The following is a 19453-nucleotide window of genomic DNA, read 5'->3' as shown; positions in this document are numbered from 1 at the left end:
ACGGGAGCGGGAGTCACGCCCCACCTCAGGACAATCAGGACAGCGCCGGAACCTCGGCCCCGGACCGCCGCCGCTCGACCCGGCGCAGCCGCACCCGCTGTGCGAGGTCATCGGCGGCCTCCGTCCAGCGGCCGTACTCGAAGGTGAACCCCTCGTCGAGCAGCCGGCCAGGGACGACACGCCGGCTCTTGAGCAGCAGCTCGGTGTCGGAGCGCAGGGCGAACGCGCCGAGCTCCGCCATCCACTTCGTCGCGGGCAGGCCCACGGGGGCGCCCCACGCGGAGCGCAGCGCCCGCATGAACGCACGCTGCGGCAGCGGTTCGGGGGCAGCGAGGTTCACCGGCCCGGTGAGATCGTCCCGGTCGACCAGGAAGTCGACCGCACGGACGAAGTCACGGTCGTGGATCCAGGAGACGTACTGCGCGCCGCCCGCGACGGGGCCGCCGAGCCCCAGCCTCGCCATCCCCAGCAGGACGTCGAACACGCCACCGCGATCGGGGCTCATCACCATGGCGGAGCGCAGGGCGACCTTCCGGGTGTGCGGGGTGTCGGCCTCCTCCTGCGCCCGCTCCCAGGCCTTGGCGATCTCGATGCTGTACGCCCAGTAGTCCGGCACATCGGGTTCGCTGCCGCCGATGACGCCCGTCGCCTCGTCATTGGGTGCGTCGAAGCGGTGGGCGTAGACGGTCGCCGTGCTCATCTGCAGCCAGACCCGGGGCGGCCGGGCGGCCCGCGCGATGGCCTCGCCCACCACCTGGGTGGAGTGCACCCGCGAATCCATCATGGCCTGCAAATTGGGGGCGGTGTAGCGGCAGCTGACGCTGCGCCCGGCCAGGTTGATCACGATGTCGCTGCCGTCGATCAGCTCGGCCCACCGACCCAATGTCTCACCGTCCCAGCGGACTTCCCGGTCCCGCGTGGGCCGCCTGGTGAGGACCACGACGTCGTGGCCCGCGGCGGTCAGCGCGCGGTTCAGGATGGTGCCCACCTGCCCGGTTCCCCCGGGGATCACTATCTTCATCGACTCCCCCATCTCGTATGGGTACGAGCGTACCGCAGATATTGAACACGTTCAAAACCTCTCCGGGGAGGACTTTCAAGCCACTCGGGACCTCACTCACCACCACGGACCACCACTCGACTTCCAACGCGACGCACCGGCCTCTACCGTGGGGGCGCTCATGACGCGTACATGCAGTCATCCCACCTTTGCTGGTTCGGAGGAACGTAACGATGCGTCACCTTCACACCCGCACAACCCGCAAAGCCCGCACATCCAGCACATCTCTCAGAAGAGTGGTCGGGGCCCTCGTCGCCGGCCTGCTGTGCGCGGCGGGACTCGCCGTCCCCACCGCCACCGCGGCCGCCGCGGCCCCCGTGGCGGCCACCCTTGACGACGGTCTCGCCCTCACCCCGCCCATGGGGTTCAACAACTGGAACTCCACGCACTGCCGTGCCGAGTTCGACGAGGCCATGGTCAAGGGGATCGCTGACCTCTTCGTCCAGAAGGGCCTCAAGGACGCCGGATACCAGTACGTCAACCTCGACGACTGCTGGGCCCTGCCCTCCCGGGACGCGAACGGGAAGCTCGTGCCGGACCCGGTCCGCTTCCCCGGCGGCATCAAGGCGGTCGCGGACTACGTCCACTCCAAGGGCCTCAAGTTCGGCATCTACACCAGCGCGGGCACGAAGACCTGCGACAGCGCCGGTTTCCCGGGCTCGCTGGGCCATGAGTACAGCGACGCCCAGCAGTTCGCGGACTGGGGCGTGGACTACCTCAAGTACGACAACTGCAACAACCAGGGCGTGGACGCCAAGCTGCGCTACACGACCATGCGCGACGCCCTCAGGGCCACCGGCAGGCCCATCGTGTACAGCATCTGCGAATGGGGCACGAACAAGCCCTGGGAATGGGCGTCCGACGTCGGCCATCTGTGGCGCACGACCGGTGACATCAGCGACAACTGGGGCTCGATGCTGTCGATCCTGAAGCAGAACCTGCCGCTCGCGCCGTACGCCGGACCCGGCAACTGGAACGACCCCGACATGCTGGAGGTCGGCAACGGCGGGATGACGGACACCGAGTACCGCTCGCACTTCTCGATGTGGGCGATCATGGCCGCGCCGCTGCTCATCGGCTCCGACCTGCGGTCGGCCACCGCGGAGACCTACGACATCCTCGGCAACCGCGAGGTCATCGCGGTCGACCAGGACCCGCTGGGCAAACAGGGCGCGGTGGTCTCCTCCGAAGGCGGACGCTGGGTCGTCGCCAAGGAGATGCGGGACGGCAGTCGCGCGGTGGCCCTCTTCAACGAGTCCGGCACCGCCCAGCGCATCACCACGACCGCCGAGGCGGTCGGCCTGCCCGCCGCCGACGGATACACGCTGCGCGACCTGTGGCAGCACCGGAGCCTCAACACCGCGGGCACGATCTCGGCGACCGTCCCCGCACACGGCACGGTCCTCTTCCGCGCCTGGGCCGACCCCCAGTGGGCCCAGCACCCGCCCGCCGTCGACCTGGGCCTGGAGGGCAGCCCGATGGTCGAGGCGGGCCGGACGGCGACGCTGACGTCGACGGTGACCGATCTGGGGCGTACGACGGCCAGGCGCGTGTCCGTCACACTGACCGGACCCCAGGGCTGGACCGTCAAGGCAACGTCCCCGACCGCCTCACCCGCACTCCCGACGGGCCGCACCCTGCGCACGAAGTGGGCGGTCACCGCGCCACAGGGGACGCCGACGGGTTCGTACGACGTAGTACTCAGGGCGACTCACCACTCCCCGACCGGTATCCGCGTCGTGAGCACACTGCCCCTGACCGCGACCGTGGTGACACCACCGCCCTCGGGGACGTCCGGCCTCGGTGACCTCCCCTGGCTGTCGGCCACCAACGGCTGGGGGCCCGTCGAACGCAACACGAGCAACGGGGAGAGCGCCGCGGGCGACGGCCGTCCGATCACCCTCGGAGGCGTGGTGTACGACAGCGGACTCGGCGTCCACGCCGAGAGTGCCGTCGAGTACTTCACCGGCGGCGTGTGCGAGACGGTCACCGCTGACGTCGGTGTCGACGACGAGGCGGGCGCGGGCGGGACCGTCGCCTTCGAGATCTGGGCCGACGGCACCAGGGCCGCCTCGACGGGCACCCTCACCAACGCGATGCCGGCCCAGCCGATCAATGCCGAGGTGACCGGGGCCCAGGTGGTCCGGCTCGTGGTCACCGACGGTGGCGACGGCATCGACTCGGACCATGGGGACTGGGCGGGGGTGCGGGTGAGTTGCTGAGTTGGTGAGTCGCCGAGGGGGTAGGTCGGCGGCCCGCCCGGGCCCGACGGTCGCCCCGGGGCGGGACCCGACCGGCGTGCTCTCAGCACGCGGTGCACGTGGCCCGCCCACACGCGGGAACGTTCCTGCCCGCCCCCTCAGACCGTCGCCGCGTCCGTCCTCCTCGCCAGCGCCGCCGCCGCGGCCCCCACCAGCCCCGCGTCCGTTCCCATCTGGGCCGGCGTGATCGCCAGCCGCTGCACGAAGGACAGGGTGGCGTAGTCGGTCAACGCCTTGCGCAGCGGCGTGAAGAGCACGTCGCCCGCCTTGCCGACGCCGCCGCCGATCACGGCGATGTCGATCTCGACGAGGGTCGCGGTGGCCGCGATCCCGGCGGCCAGGGCCTGGGCGGCGCGCTCGAAGGAGGCCACGGCGACCGGGTCGCCGGCGCGGGCGGCGGCGGCCACCGCGGCGGCGGACGTGTCGCCGTCCGGGCCCGGCTGCCAGCCGTTCTCCAGCGCCCGCCGGGCGATGTTGGGGCCGCTGGCGATGCGCTCGACGCAGCCGCGCGAACCGCACGGGCACGGGTCGCCGTCCAGATCGACGCTGATGTGGCCGATGTGGCCGGCGTTGCCGGTGGGGCCGGGGTGCAGGCGGCCGTTCAGGACCAGGCCTCCGCCGACGCCCGTGGAGACGACCATGCAGAGGGCGTTGTCATGCCCCCGGGCCGCGCCCTGCCAGTGCTCGGCCGCGGTGATGGCCACGCCGTCGCCGATCAGCTCGACGGGCAGATCGCCGGCCGCCTCCCGGACCCGCCGGACCAACGGATAGTCACGCCAGCCGGGCACGTTCACGGGACTGACGGTGCCCGCCGAGGCGTCCACCGGACCCGCGCTGCCGATACCGAGGGCCGTCGCGCGCTCCCACAGGGGCGACGCGGTGAGCTCGGCGACGACCTCCTCGACGGCCCGCATCACCGTCTCGCCGTCCTCCCGCGCCGGCGTCGCGCGCTGAGCGCGGACCACGATCGTGCCGTGGCCGTCCACCAGCGCTCCGGCGATCTTGGTGCCGCCGATGTCGAGCGCAGCCACGAGGTCGGTGTGCATCTGATTCAGTTCTCCCGGTCAACCATTCGGATCTCCCCGCCAGCCACGGGAATTGGACGAGCCGGTCTCGCGGTGGGGGCGCAGGCCGGAGAATGCGGTGGACAGTGTCTCCCGGATCTGACAACGTTGTCCAGGCTCTATGCTCGACGCCACATCCTCATACAAACCCATGGACCGACGCACCCCCATGGGCCGACGCATCCCCGTGGATCGACGTATCCCATGGACCGACGCCTCCCGCAGCGGGACGAATCGCCATGGACCGCCGCACCCCGTGGACGACGACAGGACAGGACACCGCATCGTGCCCGAAACCATCCGCCGATCCGACCACCCCGCTGACCGCCACTCGGACCGCCTCTCCGGGACTCGCTACGGCAACCGTCCGACCATGAAGGACGTCGCCGCGCGTGCCGGAGTCGGTCTGAAGACCGTCTCGCGTGTGGTCAACGGGGAGCCGGGGGTCACCCCGGAGACGGAGCGCCGCGTGCAGGAGGCCATCGACGCGCTGGGCTTTCGACGCAACGACAGCGCGCGGGTGCTGCGCAAGGGCCGTACGGCGAGCATCGGCCTGGTCCTCGAGGATCTCGCGGACCCTTTCTACGGTCCCCTCAGCCGGGCGGTCGAGGAAGTCGCCCGGGCGCACGGCGCCCTGCTCATCAACGGCTCCAGCGCCGAGGACCCGGACCGCGAGCAGGAACTGGCGCTGGCGCTGTGCGCGCGGCGGGTGGACGGGCTGGTGATCATTCCGGCCGGTGACGACCACCGCTATCTGGAGCCCGAGCTCAAGGCGGGCGTCGCCACCGTGTTCGTCGACCGCCCAGCGGGCAAGATCGACGCCGACTGCGTCCTGTCCGACAACTACGGCGGTGCCCGGGACGGCGTCGCCCACCTCATCGCCCACGGCCACCGCAGGATCGGCTTCGTCGGCGACATGCCCCGCATCCACACCGCCGCCGAGCGACTGCGCGGCTACAGGGCCGCGATGGAGGACGCGGGCATACCGGTGGAGGACTCCTGGATGTCCCTGGGCGTCACCGACCCGGAGCGGGTGCGCGACGCGGCCGAGGGCATGCTCTCCGGCCCCTCCCCCGTCACCGCGATCTTCGCGGGCAACAACCGGGTGACGGTCACCGTGATCCGTGTCCTCGCCGAACAGACCCGTCGCGTCGCCCTCGTCGGCTTCGACGACATCGAACTCGCCGACCTGCTGGAGCCCGGCGTCACCGTCGTCGCCCAGGACGCGGCGGCGATCGGCCGGAGCGCCGCCGAGCGGTTGTTCCGCCAGCTGGACGGCACCCTCATCACCCCGGAACGCATCGAGCTGCCGACGCGGCTCATCACCCGCGGCTCGGGCGAGCTGCCGCCGACGGACTGAGCGCCCGTGGCGGACCACACGAGCGGGTCGTGGCTGCCCCGGCGCGGGCGCACCTTGGCGGCGCTCGGCCTGGCCGAGGCGCCGCGCGATCATCCGCTGCTCTACCCAGGCGCCTGGCCGTCGGACTCCGGGCTCCTCGACGGGGACCGGCTGCTGCCGCTCGACCGCCTGGTGCACGACGACCGCGTGCCCGTCCTCGCGGTCGGCTCCAACGCCTCTCCCGGCCAACTGCGGCACAAGATGGACGAGTTCGGGATCGTCTCCCCCATCCCGATGGTGCGGGCGCGGGTCACCGGCATCGAGGTGGGCGTCTCCGCGCATGTGAGCCGCATGGGGTACGTGTCCGCGTCACCGTTCCACGCACCGTGCCGCGTACGGGAGTTGTTCGTCATCTGGCTCGACCCCGAGCAGCTCGCGGTGATCGACGCGAGCGAGGGCGTGCCGGTGCCGGGCGGCAACTACGACCGCGCCTGGCTGCCGGCACCCGACGTCCGGATCGGGCTGGCGGACGGCAGCACGCTCCCGGGCGCCTTCGCGTACGTCAACCGCCACGGCGTCCTGCACGACGGCGCCGAGGCACCGCGCACCCACCCCGGCCAGCGGCCGCTGCTCACCGAACTCCTGCTGGGCTCGGCCCGGTTGAGGGAGCTGTTCGGTGTCACGGCCGAGGAGTTCTGCGCGCGGGCGCGAGCCGATGCGAGGCTGTGTGAGCGGGGCACCCGGCTGTTGGTGGAGGAGAAGCTGGTGACGGCCTCCGGGCTGGAGGGCCATGTCCGGGTTCAGGGCACCTGATTGCGGAGAACGCGGGGAGCCGTGGATCGCCTGGGCCGCCTGGATTCAGCAGACCGGAAGCCCCGGCACCGGTTCGTCGTTGTTGCCGCCCTCCAGGTAGACGTCACTGATGAAGACGTTGGTGTTGCCGCTGTCGTCGTCCGTCTTGGCCCACCAGACGTTGGTCCACTCGCCGTAGGTCTCGCGGCGGCCCAGATTCTGCTGGCAGTAGAAATAGTTGGTGCCTTGGTTGAGTTGGCCGACCTCGCTGCCGGAGGCGGTGTAGGACTTGGCGGTCCGCCAGACCTGGCAGTTGTACTTGCCGCCGCCGATGGAGGTACAGGCCGGTGCCTGTGTGGTGGCGCCCCCGCCCGTCGTGCCACCGCCGCCCGAGGTTCCTCCGCCGCCCGTCGTACCGCCGTCGCCGGAACCGCCGCCCGTGGTGCCACCGTTGCTGCCACCACCGCCCGAGGTCTTGGTCGGCGACGAACTGGGCCCGTCGGTGCGTCCGGTGTCCGCCGAACGGCTCGGCGTCTTGGACGCGTCGGGGTCCTTCTCGTCGTCCTTCTCGGTGAGACCGGATTCGCCCGAGGGGCCGTCGTCGGGGCTGCCGCTCCGCGGGGCGGACGCGCCCGGGGAGGTGGCGGACGACGACGTGGCCCGCGCCTCGTTCTTGCTGTCGCTCGTGTTGTTCACCAGGGCCACCGTGCCCCCGGCCGCCGCGAGCACGACGGTGACGGCCACGGCGGCGAGCAGGGCACGGCCCTTGCGCCGGGTGGCGGTGTCGGAGGACGTGGTCATCGGGCCGGTGGGGGCCGAGTCGTGCGGCGACGGGGTGGGGACGCCGTAGCCGTGCGGGGGTTGGCCGGACGGCACCGGCGCACCGCCGTACGGCGAAGGGGTCGGCTGACCGGGGACGGGGTGTCCGTTGCCATGGCCGTGTCCGTGTCCGTATCCCGCCGGGCCCGGTTGGCCGACGGGACCGACGCTCTGGGCGGGCGGCGTGCCCTGCCCGGGAGTCGCGGGCCCTTGCACCCAGGCCGCGCCCAGTCCTGCGGGGCCTGGTGCCCCCTGTCCCGCGGGCCCCTGTGCGCCCGGAACACTCTGCCCCGCAGGCCCCTGTGCTCCCGAAGCTCCGGACGCCGCAGACTCAGGCACGCCGTGCCCCACGTGCCCCTGCCCTGCGGACCCAGGTACCCCCTGCCCCGCAGGCCCCGGCGCTCCCTGCCCCGCGGGCCCCTGCGCCCCGGGCGCACCCTGCCCCACATGCCCAAAGGGCGGCGCCCCGGGCACACCCGACGCGGGTACGCCCTGCCCCGGCGCTGCGAAGCCCTGAGCCCCCGGTGCCGCCTGTCCCGGGCCGCCGTACGCCTGACCGGCGGGCGCCGTCGGCGCGGATGGCGTGTGGCCCTGCCCGTCCGCCTGCCCAGCGGTCGCCGTCGGCGCGATGGGCGTCTGTCCTTCCGGCCCCGTGGGCCCGGCCCCGGGCGCCGGAGCGCTGCGCTTCGTCTCGTCCGGCACGGGTCCGGCTCCCGCCGATCCCAGCAGCGCCGCCGTCGGCGAGTCAGGACCGCCCGAGTCGGCCACCGCCTGCAGGAGTTCTCGCGCCTCGTCGGCCTCGGGGCGGGACTCGGAGCGCTTGTCCATGAGCCGTTGGAGGACGGGGCCGAGGGGACCGGCGTTGCGGGGCTCCGGCAGGGGCTCGGAGATGATCGCGGTGAGCGTGGAGAAGGTGGACGTGCGACGGAACGGCGCGGAGCCCTCGACCGCCGCGTACAGGGTGGCGCCCAGGGCCCAGACGTCCGAGGAGGGACCCGGATCGGCACCCTGGGCGCGCTCGGGGGCCAAGTAGTCGAGGGAGCCGACGAGATGGCCGGTGCGGGTCAGATGGGTGGCCGAGCCGTCGCCCGGGTCGTCCATGGTGGCGATGCCGAAGTCGGTCAGGACGACGCGGCCGGAGGGGTCGAGCAGGATGTTGCCGGGCTTGACGTCACGGTGCAGGACGCCTGCGCGGTGGGCGGCGGCCAGCGCATCCATGACCTTGGCGCCGATTCCGGCCGCCTCGCGCGGGTCGAGGGTGCGCTCGCGCAGCACTCTCTCCAGGGAGGGGCCGTCGACCAGTTCCATGACGATGAGGGGGCGTCCGTCGACCTCGGCGACGTCGTGCACCGCGACGACGCCGGTGTGCCGCACCCGGGCCGCCGCGCGGGCCTCGCGCTGCATCCGCAGCCGCAGATCCGCGAGTTCGGGGCCGTCGGCGTCGTTGTAGGTGCGCAGTTCCTTGACGGCGACCTCGCGGCCGAGGACCTCGTCGACGGCCTTCCAGACCACGCCCATGCCGCCGCGCCCGAGCTGTGCGACGACGCGATAACGCCCGGCCAGAAGTCGACCGGCCTCGTCCGGCTGTCCGTTCTCCCCCGATGACACCGCTGCCCCGTTCCTGTGACACCTCAATGAGTCCGTACAGACTACGGGGCGGCGGTGACGACACCAGCCGGTGGTGGCCGCCGTGACAGGCCCGCCACGTGGAGGTCCTGTGTGGAAACTACTGGGCGGAGACCGTCAGGTCGCCGCGCCTGGGCGCCGCGAAGCCCTCCAGATCGGCGCGGGTCAGGCCGGTGAGCCGGGCGACCTCGCCGATGTCGAGGGCGCCGCAGTCGAGGCCGCGCAGCAGATAGCCGCTGAGGGCCTTGGCGGTGGCCGGCTCGTCCATGACGTCGCCGCCGGCGCGGTTGGCGTATCGGGCGAGGCGGGCCGCCGCCTGCTCGAAGCCCTCGCGGTAGAAGGCGAAGACGGCCGCGTAGCGGGTGGGGATGTGACCGGGGTGCATGTCCCAGCCCTGGTAGTAGGCGCGGGAGAGCGCCCGCCGGGTCAGGCCGTAGTGCAATCGCCAGGCGTCGTGGACCTTCGCGGTCGGGCCGACCGGCAGGACGTTCGTGGAGCCGTCCGAGACGCGTACGCCGGTGCCCGCCGCCGCGACCTGCATGATCGCCTTGGCGTGGTCGGCGGCCGGGTGGTCGCTGGCCTGGTAGGCGGCGGAGACGCCGAGGCAGGCGCTGTAGTCGAAGGTGCCGTAGTGCAGGCCCGTGGCCCGGCCCTCGGCGGCCTGGATCATGCGGGCCACCGTCGCCGTGCCGTCGGTGGCGAGGATGGACTGGCTGGTCTCGATCTGGATCTCGAATCCGATCCGGCCGGGCTCGAGACCGCGCGCCTTCTCGAAGGCCTCCAGGAGCCTGACCATCGCGGTGACCTGCTCGGGGTACGTCACCTTGGGCAGGGTGAGGACGAGTCCGTCGGGCAGGCCGCCGGCCTCCATCAGGCCGGTGAGGAAGATGTCGAGGGTGCGGATGCCCCGGTCGCGTACGGGTGCCTCCATGCACTTCATGCGGATGCCCATGTACGGGGCCGCCGTGCCGTTCTCGTAGGCCTCGGCGATCAGCCGTGCCGCGCGGGCGGCCGCCTCGTCCTCCTCGGCGTCGGGGCGGGGGCCGTAGCCGTCCTCGAAGTCGACGCGCAGGTCCTCGATGGGCTCGCGCTCCAGCTTGGCCCGCACGCGCGCGTACACGGGCTCGGCGAGTTCGTCGGACAGACCGAGGACGGCGGCGAAGGAGGCCGCGTCCGGCGCGTGTTCGTCGAGGAGCGCGAGGGCCTGGTCGCCCCAGGAGCGGAGGGTGTCGGCGGCGAAGGCGTCGCCGGGGACGTAGACGGTGTGGACGGGCTGGCGGCTGCCGGGGTCTCCGGGATAGCGGCGCTCCAGCTCCGCGTCGACCGGCGCGAGGGAGGCGCTGATCTCCTCGCTGACGGCGCCCGCGAGGCTCGTCGCCACCTTCTCCTGCTGGCCCTGACCCATCCCACATCCTCCTGATTTCCGCGATACGGAATCAACAATCCGTATAACGAAGTTATCCGGGGACCTTCCGCCTGGTCAACACCATGTCCACGGGGAGTCACTCCACCATCTCGTCATGTTCACGCTCATCTCAGGATGCGGTATCACACTTCCATACGCACGCCCCGCACGACTCGTCCGGCAGTTCCCAGCGAAGGAGCCCCCGTGCCGAAGCACAGCCGAGTCACGCGCCGTCTGGGCCTGAAGGCCGCGTTAGCCGCGGCGGTCACCGCGCCCCTCTCCAGTACAGCACTGCCCACCTCCTCCGCCTCGGCGGGCGAACGCCCGGCCCGTCGACACCTTCAGGTCATGTCCTTCAACCTGCGCTTCGCGAGCACCACCGAGCCCAACAGCTGGACCGTGCGCAGACCGGTGATGCGCGAGCTGCTGCGCCGCGAGGCCCCGCACGTCATCGGCACCCAGGAGGGCATCTTCTCGCAGCTGCTCGACATCGACGCCGATCTCGGCCCGCGCTACGACTGGGTGGGCACCGGCCGGCTGCACGGCAGCCGCGACGAGTCCATGGCGATCTTCTACGACTCCCGTCGTCTGCGCCCGACCGAGTACGACCACTTCTGGCTCTCCGACACCCCGGACGCGATCGGTTCCAACACCTGGGGCGCGGCCTTCGCCCGCATGGTCACCTGGGTCCGCTTCCGCGATCTCACCGACGGGGCACGGGAGTTCTACGTCCTGAACACCCACTTCGACCACGTGAGCCAGTACGCGCGCGAGCGCAGCGCCTCGCTGATCGCCGAGCGGATCGCCGGCTTCGACCGCACCCTGCCGGTGGTGGTGACCGGGGACTTCAATGTCGCCGCGCACAAGAACACGGTGTACGACACGCTGCTCGGCGCCGGTCTCGTCGACAGCTGGGACACGGCCGACGAGCGCAGCGCGCTGTACGCGACCTTCCACGGCTACAAGCCGCTGACTCCGAACGGCGACCGCATCGACTGGGTCCTGACCACTCCCGGCGTCACGGCACACCGGGCGACGATCAACACGTTCGCCGCCGATGGCCAGTTCCCGAGCGACCATCTGCCCGTCCAGGCGTCCCTGACCCTGGGATGAGACGAGGCCCCCGTGACCGTCTGCACGGTCACGGGGGCCTCGGTGCGCCCGGTCGGGATCAGCCCTTGCGGGCCTTGATCTCCTCGGTCAGGGCGGGGACGACGTCGAAGAGGTCGCCGACCACGCCGTAGTCGACCAGCTCGAAGATCGGGGCCTCGGCGTCCTTGTTGATCGCCACGATCGTCTTCGAGGTCTGCATGCCGGCCCGGTGCTGGATCGCGCCCGAGATACCGGAGGCGATGTACAGCTGCGGGGACACGCTCTTGCCGGTCTGGCCGACCTGGTTGGTGTGCGGGTACCAGCCGGCGTCCACCGCGGCACGCGAGGCGCCGACGGCCGCGCCGAGGGAGTCGGCGAGGGCCTCGATGATCGCGAAGTTCTCCGCGCCGTTGACACCACGGCCACCGGAGACCACGATCGCGGCCTCGGTCAGCTCCGGACGACCGGTCGACTCACGCGGCGTGCGCGCGGTCACCTTGGTGCCGGTGGCCTGGGCGGAGAAGGACACCGCGAGGGCCTCGACCGCACCGGCGGCCGGGGCGGCCTCCACGGCGGCCGAGTTCGGCTTGACCGTGATGACCGGGGTGCCCTTGGCGACACGGGACTTGGTGGTGAAGGACGCGGCGAACACCGACTGGGTGGCCACCGGACCCTCGTCGCCGGCCTCGAGGTCGATGGCGTCGGTGATGATGCCGGAGCCGATGCGCAGCGCCAGACGCGCGGCGATCTCCTTGCCCTCGGCGGAGGAGGGGACGAGAACGGCGGCCGGGGAGACGGCCTCGACGGCGGCCTGGAGGGCGTCGACCTTGGGCACGACCAGGTAGTCGGCGTACTCGGCGGCGTCGTGGGTGAGGACCTTGACGGCGCCGTGCTCGGCGAGGGTGGCGGCGGTGTCGGCGGCGCCGTTGCCCAGCGCGACGGCGACCGGCTCGCCGACGCGGCGGGCCAGGGTCAGCAGCTCCAGGGTGGGCTTGCGGACGGCACCGTCCACGTGGTCGACGTAGACGAGAACTTCAGCCATGGGAATGCTCTCCTGCGGATTGCGAAGGCTTAAGGGGCGGGAGGGGTGTTGAGCCTCAAGCGGGCCAGCGGACCCTTAGACGAACTTCTGGCTCGCGAGGAACTCGGCGAGCTGCTTGCCGCCCTCGCCCTCGTCCTTGACGATCGTGCCGGCGGTGCGGGCCGGGCGCTCGGCCGCGGCGTCCACGACGGTGTACGCACCCTCGAGACCGACCTCCTCGGCCTCGATCTCCAGGTCGGAGAGGTCCCAGGACTCCACCGGCTTCTTCTTGGCGGCCATGATGCCCTTGAAGGACGGGTAGCGCGCCTCGCCCGACTGGTCGGTGACCGACACGACGGCCGGCAGGGAAGCCTCGAGCTGCTCGGAGGCGGCGTCGCCGTCCCGGCGGCCCTTGACCGTGCCGTCCTCGACGGAGACCTCGGACAGCAGGGTGACCTGCGGAACGCCGAGGCGCTCGGCGACCAGCGCCGGGACGATACCGCCGGTGCCGTCGGTGGAGGCCATGCCGGAGATCACCAGGTCGTAGCCGGCCTTCTCGATCGCCTTGGCCAGCACCAGGGAGGTGCCGATGGCGTCGGTGCCGTGCAGGTCGTCGTCCTCGACGTGGATCGCCTTGTCGGCGCCCATCGACAGCGCCTTGCGCAGCGCGTCCTTGGCGTCCTCCGGGCCCACCGTCAGGACGGTGATCTCCACGTCGTCGTCGGAGTTCTCGGAGATCTGCAGCGCCTGCTCGACCGCGTACTCGTCGAGCTCGGAGAGCAGACCGTCCACGTCGTCCCGGTCGACGGTCAGGTCATCGGCGAAGTGCCGGTCGCCAGTGGCGTCGGGCACGTACTTCACAGTGACAACGATCCTCAAGCTCACGCCGGCTCTCCTACTGCGTCGACATTTCTCTGCTGCCTACTTGCAGGCAGCATAGGCGCCCCAAGCGGCCGATCCCGATCGGGGCGACCCGCGCTCCGAGCGAAATATTACTCGTCAGTACACCCAGTTCGTGCCCGCTAAGCAAGCGCTTTGAACTGTGACCTTTGCAACGCAGCGTAATCGGAGTCGGACGGCTCCGCAGAACGGCGGAGGGGCTGATCGGTCACATCGGCCCGGTGACGTCAGTCACGCAGGCCGTTGAACCGGCCCTGGTGGTACACGAGCGGACGTCCGGCACCCGTGGGGTCACCGAGGACGACCTCGGCCAGCACGATGCGGTGATCGCCCGCGGGCACCCGCCCCACGACCCGGCACACCATCCAGGCGAGGACGTCGTCGAGCACGGGAACACCTTCAGGACCCTCGCGCCAGGCCGTGGACGGGCCGAAGCGGTCCGCTCCACTGCGGGCGAAGGTGGCGGCCAACTCCTGTTGGTGCTCGCCGAGTATGTGGACGCCGACGTGGTCCGTGCCGGATATCGCCGGCCAGCTGGAGGCGCCGGTGCCGATGCCGAAGGAGAGCATCGGGGGCTCGGCGGAGACCGACGTGAGGGACGTGGCGGTGAAGCCGACCGGGCCCGACTCACCGCGGGCGGTGATCACGGCCACTCCGGCGGCATGGCGTCGGAAGACGGAGCGGAGCAGGTCGGGAGAGGCGAGCCGGGTGGCGCCGAGGCCGGACGTGGCCGTCATGGAGTTGTCCTTCTGCAAGGGGAGGCGTGCGGACCGGTGACTGCTCAACAGCCCGGACAGCGCGCGCTCGCGGTGCGGGCCAGGTCGACATGGGCCCGCCCGAAGAGAAGGAGTTCCTCTGGCATACGGTCAGGCTGACGATAGGTGGTGCGCACAGTCAAGTAGGTTCCGGCATGTGGGAGATGACTCACCCTCGGCATCACGGCCCCTCAGACCGCTTCGCCCAGCGCGGCGATCACGTCCGCCTTGCGCGGCTGGCCGGTGGCCCGCCGTACGACGTTGCCGCCCGCGTCGAGTACCAGCACGGTCGGCGTCTTGAGGATGTCGAGCCGACGTACGAGGTCCAGCTGGTCCTCGGCGTCGATCTCGACGTGGGTCACGCCCGGGACCAGGCCGGCGACCTCGCCGAGGACACGCCGGGTGGCCCGGCAGGGGGCGCAGAAGGCGCTGGAGAACTGCACGAGGGTGGCGCGCTCGCCCAGCGCCTGCCCCAACTCGGCCGCCCCGAGCCGCTTTCCGTCGTCGCGCCCGCGCACCCGCACTCTCCCGCTCCGCCGCCGCTGCAGCACTCCGTAGACACTCGCCGCCACGAGCACCACCGCACACACCACAAGTCCGCTCATCACCCTGCTCAAGCGTTCACGAGACTGCAAAGATTCCCGACTCCCGGAAAGCCTTTCCACTGCGGAATGCTTGATTCATGGACATCGACGTAAGGGGGCCGCGCTTCGGTGCCGCCCTGACGACCGTGGTGCTCGCGGTCGTCCTGGTCACCGGAAGCGCCTGGCTGCTGGCCTGGCAGACGCTGGCCTTCGCGCTGGGCGCGGCGGGCGGGGTGTCCCGTTCGCCGTACGGGTGGCTGTTCCGCACGGCCGTGCGTCCCCGGATCGGGCCGCCGACGGAGTTCGAGTCGCCGGAACCGCCGCGGTTCGCCCAGGCGGTGGGGCTGGTCTTCGCGGGCCTGGGACTGGTCGGCTTCACGCTCGGCCCGGTCTGGCTGGGGCTCGCCGCGACCGGCGCGGCGCTCGCGGCCGCTTTCCTGAACGCCGTCTTCGGCTACTGCCTGGGGTGCGAGATGTACCTGCTGGTGCGGCGGGTGACGGTGCGGGCCGAGTGAAGCAGAGTAAAGGGCGGTACAAAATCCGAGGTGGATCACGGGGCGACGTGACGAGGATCTCGCCGTTCCCCGGCACTTAGGCTTGGCCGTCGGCCGTTCTTGGGGCACGATCTGCGACATGCCGTAAACCTACGGCTGCGTAACTTTTCCACTGGGAGCCCCCTTCCCAGGCAGAGAAGGAAGGGTCCACCCCGTCCATGGCAGAGCTTGTCTACCGTCCCGTCGTCGGTTTCGCCCAGACGTTGTTCAAGGCGTGGGACCTCAAGATCGACTGCAAGGGGTCGGAGAACATTCCGCGCTCGGGCGGCGCTGTGCTGGTGAGCAACCACATCAGCTACCTGGACTTCGTCTTCAACGGACTGGCGGCGCTCCCGCAGAAACGTCTTGTTCGCTTCATGGCGAAGGAGTCGGTCTTCCGGCACAAGATCTCGGGCCCGCTGATGCGCGGCATGAAGCACATCCCCGTGGACCGCAAGCAGGGCGAGGCGGCGTACGCCCACGCGCTCGACTCGCTCAAGTCCGGTGAGGTCATCGGCGTCTTCCCGGAGGCCACGATCTCGCAGTCCTTCACGCTGAAGGGCTTCAAGTCGGGCGCCGCGCGGCTGGCCCAGGAGGCGGGCGTGCCGCTGATCCCGATGGCCGTGTGGGGCACGCAGCGGCTGTGGACCAAGGGCCAGCCGCGCAACTTCAAGCGCAGCCACATCCCGATCACGATCCGGGTCGGCGAGGCGATCGAGGCGTCCAAGGACAAGTACGCGGGCGCGATCACCCGCCAGCTGCGCGAGCGCGTCCAGGAACTCCTGGAGGCCGCTCAGCGGGCGTACCCCGTGCGCCCGAAGGACGCCAACGACACCTGGTGGATGCCGGCCCACCTCGGGGGCACGGCGCCGACGCCGGAGCAGGTGCGGGAGGCCGACGCCCGCTAGGCGCTCCGCTGGTAGTGCCGGGTACGTTGTGGGTCGTCTGCGGCGCCGTCGTGGCTGGTCGCGCAGTTCCCCGCGCCCCTGGGGGTTGCAGTGCCGTCCGCTACGAGCGCACCGTGATCTTCGCCCCTGGACTGAACTTCTCCAGTAGTTCGGCAAGTTCGGCTGCCGCCCCCTCGACCTCGATGACGGGCATCGGGGCCAGGCTCTCCAGCAGGAAGATGGCCGACGTGGTCTCCTCGGTGAGTCGCGTGCGCGGTCCCTGGCGCCAGTTCCAGCGGCGGCAGGTCACGCCCACGCCGTCGCACCACACCACCTCGCCGGGATCAGGGTGTTCGACGACCTCCTCGCCTCCCGCGACGGTGACGAAGTCCTCGTCCCCGGTGGCCCGCACCAGGCGCATACCGCCCTCGATGCGGTCGATGTCCTCGCCGCCGACAGGGATCAGGTGGGCGACGCTGATGGCGTTGTAGACGTCGACGAGCAGGTTGATCCGGGGCATCCCCGCGTCCGACAGCGCCCTCTTGGCCAGCGCCTCCGCGGAGTTGCGAGTGCGGGACGGCTTCGAGCCGAACGCCGTGTAGACCTCCCGCCAGGCCGCCATGTGCGGGTCCTCGTGCGGAGCGCGTCCTTCCAGGCGTACGGCGAGACGGCGGGCCGCGTCGTCGAGGAGCGCTGAACTGGCCTCGGTGGTCGGGCCGTTGACCAGGCCGTGTGCCTCGATCGCCAGGTGTGTGAAGCCGGGTGCGAGGGTGCGCACTTCGTCGGAGACGGTCAGGGAGAGAGTCATCGCCTGCCTCAGAGCGCGGTGGGGAGCGTCTTCCAGAGATACGGCCGGTCGGGGGCGGCTTTGAGAACGCGCAGCACGACCGGATGGGGTTCAGCGTACAGGACCGGGTAGTCCAGCTCGCTGGACCGGGACTCGGGCACCCAGGCCAACCGCTCGCCGTCGAGCGAGAATTGGGCGTCCACGCCCGGCTTGTTGCCCCGTGGATCCTGCCGATGCCAGGCACCGTTGAACCGGACGGCGATCAGGCCGTGCACGGCGTGTCCGTCGCCGTCGTCGTGCGCGAGGCGTTGGTAGCACAGCGCCGTCGGGATGTCCTCGGCCCGCAGCAGGGCGGTCAGCGCGTGGGCCTTGGCGTAGCAGATACCGCTCCCCTGCTCCAGGACGTCGGAGGCACGCCAGGTGACACGCATGTCTGAGGAGTCCTGCGAGTGCGGGATGGTGTCACGCACGAACTCGAAGGCCAGCCGCGCATAGGCATACGAGTCTTCCGCGTCAGCGGCGAGGCGTTCCGCCGTTTCCCGGACGATCGGATGGTGGTGATCGATGGCCTCGTCCGCAGCCAAGTATGCAGAAAGGTCAGGGGTGTTCTGGATCAGTTCCATGGCCTCAGAGCATAGGAAAGCGATCACCCGACAGTCAATGACTTTTCAGGTGACCGCATACCTATGCATACACTCCTAGCCGGCCATCTCCTGCTTCACCGCCGCCACGAACGCGTCCACGTCCTCCTCGGTCGTGTCGAACGCGCACATCCAGCGCACGACACCCGCCGGCTCGTCCCAGAAGTAGAAGCGGAACCTCTTCTGCAGGCGCTCGCTCACCTCGTGCGGGAGCTTGGCGAAGACGCCGTTGGCCTGCACCGGGTAGAGGATCTCCACGCCGTGGACGGCACGCACGCCCTCCGCCAGCCGCTGGGCCATCTCGTTGGCGTGCCGGGCGTTGCGCAGCCACAGGTCCTTGGCGAGCAGTGCCTCCAACTGCACCGATACGAAGCGCATCTTGGAGGCAAGCTGCATGGACAGCTTGCGCAGGTGCTTCATATGGCGGACGGCGTCCTGGTTGAGGACGACGACCGCCTCGCCGAACAGGGCGCCGTTCTTGGTGCCGCCGAGGGAGAGGAGATCGACGCCGACCGCGTCGGTGAACGTCCGCATGGGCACGTTCAGCGAGGCGGCCGCGTTGGCTATCCGGGACCCGTCCAGGTGCACCTTCATGCCGTGCGCGTGGGCGTGGTCGCAGATCGCGCGGATCTCGTCCGGCGTGTAGAGGGTGCCGAGTTCGGTGCTCTGGGTGATCGAGACGACCTGCGGCATCGCCCGGTGCTCGTCGTCCCAGCCGTACGCCTGCTTGTCGATCAGCTCGGGCGTGAGCTTGCCGTCGGGCGTGGGCACGGTGAGCAGCTTCAGCCCGCCGACCCGCTCCGGCGCCCCGCACTCGTCCACGTGGATGTGCGCGCTCTCGGCGCAGATCACCGCGCCCCAGCGGTCGGTGACCGCCTGCAGCGCGACGACGTTGGCGCCGGTGCCGTTGAACACCGGGAAAGCCTCCGCCGTGGCGCCGAAGTGGCTGCGGACGATCCGCTGGAGGTTCTCCGTGTAGTCGTCCTCGCCGTACGCGACCTGGTGCCCGCCGTTGGCCAGGGCCAGGGCGGCGAGCACCTCCGGGTGGGCACCGGCGTAGTTGTCGCTGGCGAAACCGCGGACGTCCGGGTCGTGGTGGCGACGGGCGTCGGTCTTCGGAGGGTTCACGGCTTCTCGGTCAGCCACAGGCGGTTTCCGTTCACTTCGGCGGCGGGCTTGTCCCAGACGCCGACGACGGCGTCGGCCAGGTCCTTGACGTCCGTGAAGCCCGCGAACTTCGCGTTGGGTCGCTCGGCGCGCATCGCGTCGTGCACCAGCGCCTTCACCACCAGGATGGCAGCCGCGGACGTCGGCCCCTCGGCGCCCCCGGCCTTGCGGAAGGCGTCGGCCAGCGCGAGCGTCCAGGCCTCGGCGGCGGCCTTGGCGGCGGCGTACGAGGCGTTGCCCGCGGTCGGATTCGAGGCACCGGCGGCGCTGATCAGGACGTACCGTCCGCGCTCGCTGCGCTGGAGGCCCTCGAAGAAGGCGAGCGAGGTGTGCTGCACGGTGCGGATGAGCAGCAGTTCCAGGAAGTCCCAGTCGTCGAGGCTGGTCTTGATGAAGGTCTCGCTGCCGCGCCAGCCGCCGACGAGGTGGACCAGGCCGTCGACCCGGCCGAAGTCCTTCTCGATGTGGTCGGCCCACTCCTGGGTGGACTGCAGGTCGAGCAGGTCGACGGGTTCGCCGGTGACGGTCGCGCCGCCCGACGCGTAGCGGGCCGCGTCCACGGCCTCCGCGAGCCGCTCGGGATCGTTGTCCGCGGCGGCGACGGTCGCCCCCGCCTCGGCCAGCCGCAGAAGCGCCGCCCGGCCCGCGGGTCCGCCCGCGCCGGCCACCGCGATCACCGCACCGCTGAGAGCTCCGTTCCCCGCCATGTTCTTCGCCTCC

18 protein-coding genes are annotated in these 19453 nt (G+C 71.1%); 6 read left to right on the top strand and 12 right to left on the bottom strand.

Annotated elements, in window-relative coordinates:
- Positions 1-34 precede the first annotated feature (34 nt).
- Positions 35-1021: a TIGR01777 family oxidoreductase gene (locus ACIA8X_RS14960; protein WP_399458408.1), complete on the bottom strand. Its 987-nt coding sequence runs from the start codon at positions 1019-1021 to the stop codon at positions 35-37.
- A gap of 212 nt (positions 1022-1233) precedes the next feature.
- Here ACIA8X_RS14960 and ACIA8X_RS14955 point away from each other — a divergent pair, with 212 nt between their 5' ends.
- A complete protein-coding gene (locus ACIA8X_RS14955; RefSeq protein ID WP_399458407.1) occupies positions 1234-3282 on the top strand; it encodes an NPCBM/NEW2 domain-containing protein in 2049 nt (682 codons plus the stop codon).
- A gap of 137 nt (positions 3283-3419) precedes the next feature.
- Here the strand turns inward: ACIA8X_RS14955 and ACIA8X_RS14950 are convergent, their stop codons facing one another.
- Positions 3420-4367 (bottom strand): ROK family protein, encoded by a 948-nt coding sequence (locus ACIA8X_RS14950; protein WP_399458406.1) that lies wholly within the window; start codon positions 4365-4367, stop codon positions 3420-3422.
- A gap of 304 nt (positions 4368-4671) precedes the next feature.
- Here ACIA8X_RS14950 and ACIA8X_RS14945 point away from each other — a divergent pair, with 304 nt between their 5' ends.
- Positions 4672-5745, top strand: coding sequence for a LacI family DNA-binding transcriptional regulator (locus ACIA8X_RS14945; protein ID WP_399458405.1), 1074 nt, complete (start codon positions 4672-4674; stop codon positions 5743-5745).
- Between the two features lie 6 nt (positions 5746-5751).
- Positions 5752-6537, top strand: coding sequence for a hypothetical protein (locus tag ACIA8X_RS14940; protein WP_399458404.1), 786 nt, complete (start codon positions 5752-5754; stop codon positions 6535-6537).
- Positions 6538-6582: 45 nt separating this feature from the next.
- Here ACIA8X_RS14940 and ACIA8X_RS14935 read toward each other — a convergent pair whose 3' ends face one another.
- Together ACIA8X_RS14935 and ACIA8X_RS14930 are read right to left on the bottom strand one after the other, a co-directional pair.
- Positions 6583-8943, bottom strand: a complete 2361-nt coding sequence (locus ACIA8X_RS14935) for a protein kinase (RefSeq protein ID WP_399458403.1) — start codon at positions 8941-8943, stop codon at positions 6583-6585.
- Between the two features lie 118 nt (positions 8944-9061).
- On the bottom strand, positions 9062-10366 hold the full coding sequence (locus ACIA8X_RS14930) for a DUF6986 family protein (protein WP_393445780.1): 1305 nt from the start codon (positions 10364-10366) through the stop codon (positions 9062-9064).
- Between the two features lie 204 nt (positions 10367-10570).
- Between ACIA8X_RS14930 and ACIA8X_RS14925 the strand changes: the two genes are divergently transcribed.
- Positions 10571-11479: an endonuclease/exonuclease/phosphatase family protein gene (locus ACIA8X_RS14925; protein WP_393445782.1), complete on the top strand. Its 909-nt coding sequence runs from the start codon at positions 10571-10573 to the stop codon at positions 11477-11479.
- 58 nt (positions 11480-11537) lie between these two features.
- Here the strand turns inward: ACIA8X_RS14925 and ACIA8X_RS14920 are convergent, their stop codons facing one another.
- The 4 genes from ACIA8X_RS14920 to ACIA8X_RS14905 form a co-directional block, all read right to left on the bottom strand.
- The gene (locus ACIA8X_RS14920) at positions 11538-12500 is read right to left on the bottom strand and encodes an electron transfer flavoprotein subunit alpha/FixB family protein (protein ID WP_393445784.1); all 963 of its coding nucleotides are present in this window, start codon (positions 12498-12500) and stop codon (positions 11538-11540) included.
- A gap of 75 nt (positions 12501-12575) precedes the next feature.
- Positions 12576-13364, bottom strand: coding sequence for an electron transfer flavoprotein subunit beta/FixA family protein (locus tag ACIA8X_RS14915; RefSeq protein ID WP_393445786.1), 789 nt, complete (start codon positions 13362-13364; stop codon positions 12576-12578).
- A 242-nt stretch (positions 13365-13606) separates the two neighbouring features.
- Complete coding sequence (locus ACIA8X_RS14910) at positions 13607-14116, bottom strand: flavin reductase family protein (protein WP_393445788.1); 510 nt, start codon at positions 14114-14116, stop codon at positions 13607-13609.
- Between the two features lie 209 nt (positions 14117-14325).
- Positions 14326-14739 carry a thioredoxin family protein gene (locus ACIA8X_RS14905; protein ID WP_393445790.1) on the bottom strand — a complete coding sequence of 138 codons (414 nt, stop codon included), beginning with the start codon at positions 14737-14739 and terminating at the stop codon, positions 14326-14328.
- A gap of 77 nt (positions 14740-14816) precedes the next feature.
- Here ACIA8X_RS14905 and ACIA8X_RS14900 point away from each other — a divergent pair, with 77 nt between their 5' ends.
- Together ACIA8X_RS14900 and ACIA8X_RS14895 are read left to right on the top strand one after the other, a co-directional pair.
- On the top strand, positions 14817-15233 hold the full coding sequence (locus ACIA8X_RS14900; RefSeq protein ID WP_393445792.1) for a DUF4395 domain-containing protein: 417 nt from the start codon (positions 14817-14819) through the stop codon (positions 15231-15233).
- 197 nt (positions 15234-15430) lie between these two features.
- A complete protein-coding gene (locus ACIA8X_RS14895; protein ID WP_393445794.1) occupies positions 15431-16159 on the top strand; it encodes a lysophospholipid acyltransferase family protein in 729 nt (242 codons plus the stop codon).
- 100 nt (positions 16160-16259) lie between these two features.
- Here ACIA8X_RS14895 and ACIA8X_RS14890 read toward each other — a convergent pair whose 3' ends face one another.
- From ACIA8X_RS14890 to ACIA8X_RS14875, 4 genes are all read right to left on the bottom strand, one after another.
- Complete coding sequence (locus ACIA8X_RS14890; RefSeq protein ID WP_393445796.1) at positions 16260-16946, bottom strand: B3/4 domain-containing protein; 687 nt, start codon at positions 16944-16946, stop codon at positions 16260-16262.
- 8 nt (positions 16947-16954) lie between these two features.
- On the bottom strand, positions 16955-17548 hold the full coding sequence (locus ACIA8X_RS14885; protein WP_393445798.1) for a transglutaminase family protein: 594 nt from the start codon (positions 17546-17548) through the stop codon (positions 16955-16957).
- 75 nt (positions 17549-17623) lie between these two features.
- Positions 17624-18694 (bottom strand): threonine aldolase family protein, encoded by a 1071-nt coding sequence (locus ACIA8X_RS14880; RefSeq protein WP_393445800.1) that lies wholly within the window; start codon positions 18692-18694, stop codon positions 17624-17626.
- A complete protein-coding gene (locus ACIA8X_RS14875; protein WP_393446409.1) occupies positions 18691-19440 on the bottom strand; it encodes an SDR family NAD(P)-dependent oxidoreductase in 750 nt (249 codons plus the stop codon). Before ACIA8X_RS14875 ends, ACIA8X_RS14880 begins: the two co-directional genes overlap by 4 nt.
- Between the last annotated feature and the right edge of the window lie 13 nt (positions 19441-19453).

Origin of the sequence: Streptomyces sp. NPDC051738, from assembly GCF_044453205.1 — a bacterium.
Taxonomy (GTDB): Bacteria; Actinomycetota; Actinomycetes; order Streptomycetales; family Streptomycetaceae; genus Streptomyces.
The sequence above is the reverse complement of the archived record's forward strand: the minus strand, read 5'-3'. Positions and strand labels throughout refer to the sequence as shown.

What these genes read in the sequence shown, in the direction of transcription:
- ACIA8X_RS14910 (WP_393445788.1), bottom strand. Translation starts at nt 14,116, where the DNA reads ATGACGGCCACGTCCGGCCTCGGCGCCACCCGGCTCGCCTCTCCCGAC.
- ACIA8X_RS14955 (WP_399458407.1), top strand. Translation starts at nt 1,234, where the DNA reads ATGCGTCACCTTCACACCCGCACAACCCGCAAAGCCCGCACATCCAGC.
- ACIA8X_RS14895 (WP_393445794.1), top strand. Translation starts at nt 15,431, where the DNA reads ATGGCAGAGCTTGTCTACCGTCCCGTCGTCGGTTTCGCCCAGACGTTG.
- ACIA8X_RS14960 (WP_399458408.1), bottom strand. Translation starts at nt 1,021, where the DNA reads ATGAAGATAGTGATCCCCGGGGGAACCGGGCAGGTGGGCACCATCCTG.
- ACIA8X_RS14885 (WP_393445798.1), bottom strand. Translation starts at nt 17,548, where the DNA reads ATGGAACTGATCCAGAACACCCCTGACCTTTCTGCATACTTGGCTGCG.
- ACIA8X_RS14930 (WP_393445780.1), bottom strand. Translation starts at nt 10,366, where the DNA reads ATGGGTCAGGGCCAGCAGGAGAAGGTGGCGACGAGCCTCGCGGGCGCC.
- ACIA8X_RS14950 (WP_399458406.1), bottom strand. Translation starts at nt 4,367, where the DNA reads ATGCACACCGACCTCGTGGCTGCGCTCGACATCGGCGGCACCAAGATC.
- ACIA8X_RS14900 (WP_393445792.1), top strand. Translation starts at nt 14,817, where the DNA reads ATGGACATCGACGTAAGGGGGCCGCGCTTCGGTGCCGCCCTGACGACC.
- ACIA8X_RS14920 (WP_393445784.1), bottom strand. Translation starts at nt 12,500, where the DNA reads ATGGCTGAAGTTCTCGTCTACGTCGACCACGTGGACGGTGCCGTCCGC.
- ACIA8X_RS14875 (WP_393446409.1), bottom strand. Translation starts at nt 19,440, where the DNA reads ATGGCGGGGAACGGAGCTCTCAGCGGTGCGGTGATCGCGGTGGCCGGC.
- ACIA8X_RS14890 (WP_393445796.1), bottom strand. Translation starts at nt 16,946, where the DNA reads ATGACTCTCTCCCTGACCGTCTCCGACGAAGTGCGCACCCTCGCACCC.
- ACIA8X_RS14905 (WP_393445790.1), bottom strand. Translation starts at nt 14,739, where the DNA reads ATGAGCGGACTTGTGGTGTGTGCGGTGGTGCTCGTGGCGGCGAGTGTC.